Here is a 1,045-nt window from a genome sequence, read left to right as displayed (position 1 = left end):
TGTCTATAATCTTTATACTCCAGGAAGCGCTATTGCGAAAAAGCCCTTTAATATATATCCAAGTCCTACATATATTGCAAGAACTCCAAATAGCATATAGAGAAAATTCATTGGTAGGTACTTTTGTGTTTTAGGACCAATGTATGCGCCAATCAATATTCCTGCCATACCTATAATAATTGGTGGTGCTATCTTTATACCAAATATTAGCCAACCTACTATTGTTGAAATCATTCCAAGAGTTACCGCCATTACAGATGCGCCTGGAACGATATAGAAAGGAAGTCCAAGAGCTATTGAGAGAAATGGAACGTATAGAAAGCCTCCTCCTACACCTGCTACGGCAGATACGAATCCAACTACTATTCCAAACAAAAATGGTCCAAAGTTCTTTACCTTGAAGTGTTCTCCAAAGAAGTCAAATTCTACTGCTGCCAAACCAAGCTTTAGATTTTCTATGCCCTTTAATTCATTAAGACGTCCTTCAGCTTTTAGCTTCTTTACTTCTGCCTGGAATTTCTTCGCAGCGTCTTTTCCTTTGCTCTTTGCCTTTGCGGCAAATGGTGTTACTTGATAGAACATAAATATAGACACAAGAAGCGTAAGACAGCCAAATATGCCTATAACGCTTGACATGTTTAGTTTTCCACCTGTAAGCCATACTCCTGCTTGAGCTCCTAATACGCTGCCAATACCCATAGCAAGACCAGCAGTCCAGATCAACCTCTTATTTAAAAACCATTGAACAGTACCCATAGTAGAGTTTACGCTTGTAATAAGTGAGTTAGACAACCTTATATTGTCTGACAGGTACTTTCCAGAATCTACTTCCTTGCCGTTAACTGTAGCCTTCATACCCTTTAACGAGCTAGCCTTTGCGCCAAGACCCAATACAGATATATGGCCAAAACCAGCCATAATACCTCCAAATGCACCTACTGTTGCCATAATCCAACCGTTCCATATTGACCAAAGAAAATATACTACTGCATCAATCTGAACCTTTTGATCCCCAATTTGAAGCCAATCTACTGGAAAAATCATA

Annotated in this window: 1 protein-coding gene; it reads right to left on the bottom strand. The window is 39.2% G+C overall.

Annotation, left to right across the window (positions count from 1 at the left end; translation table 11 throughout):
• Window positions 1-12: 12 nt before the first annotated feature.
• A partial coding sequence (locus tag V4762_RS09985) for a sulfite exporter TauE/SafE family protein (protein ID WP_347315630.1) occupies window positions 13-1,045 on the bottom strand: 1,033 nt, incomplete at its 5' end.

This window comes from Thermodesulfobium sp. 4217-1 (assembly GCF_039822205.1).
Taxonomy (GTDB): Bacteria; Thermodesulfobiota; Thermodesulfobiia; order Thermodesulfobiales; family Thermodesulfobiaceae; genus Thermodesulfobium.
Note: the sequence above shows the minus strand (reverse complement) of the source record. Positions and strands in the feature narration are given on the sequence as shown.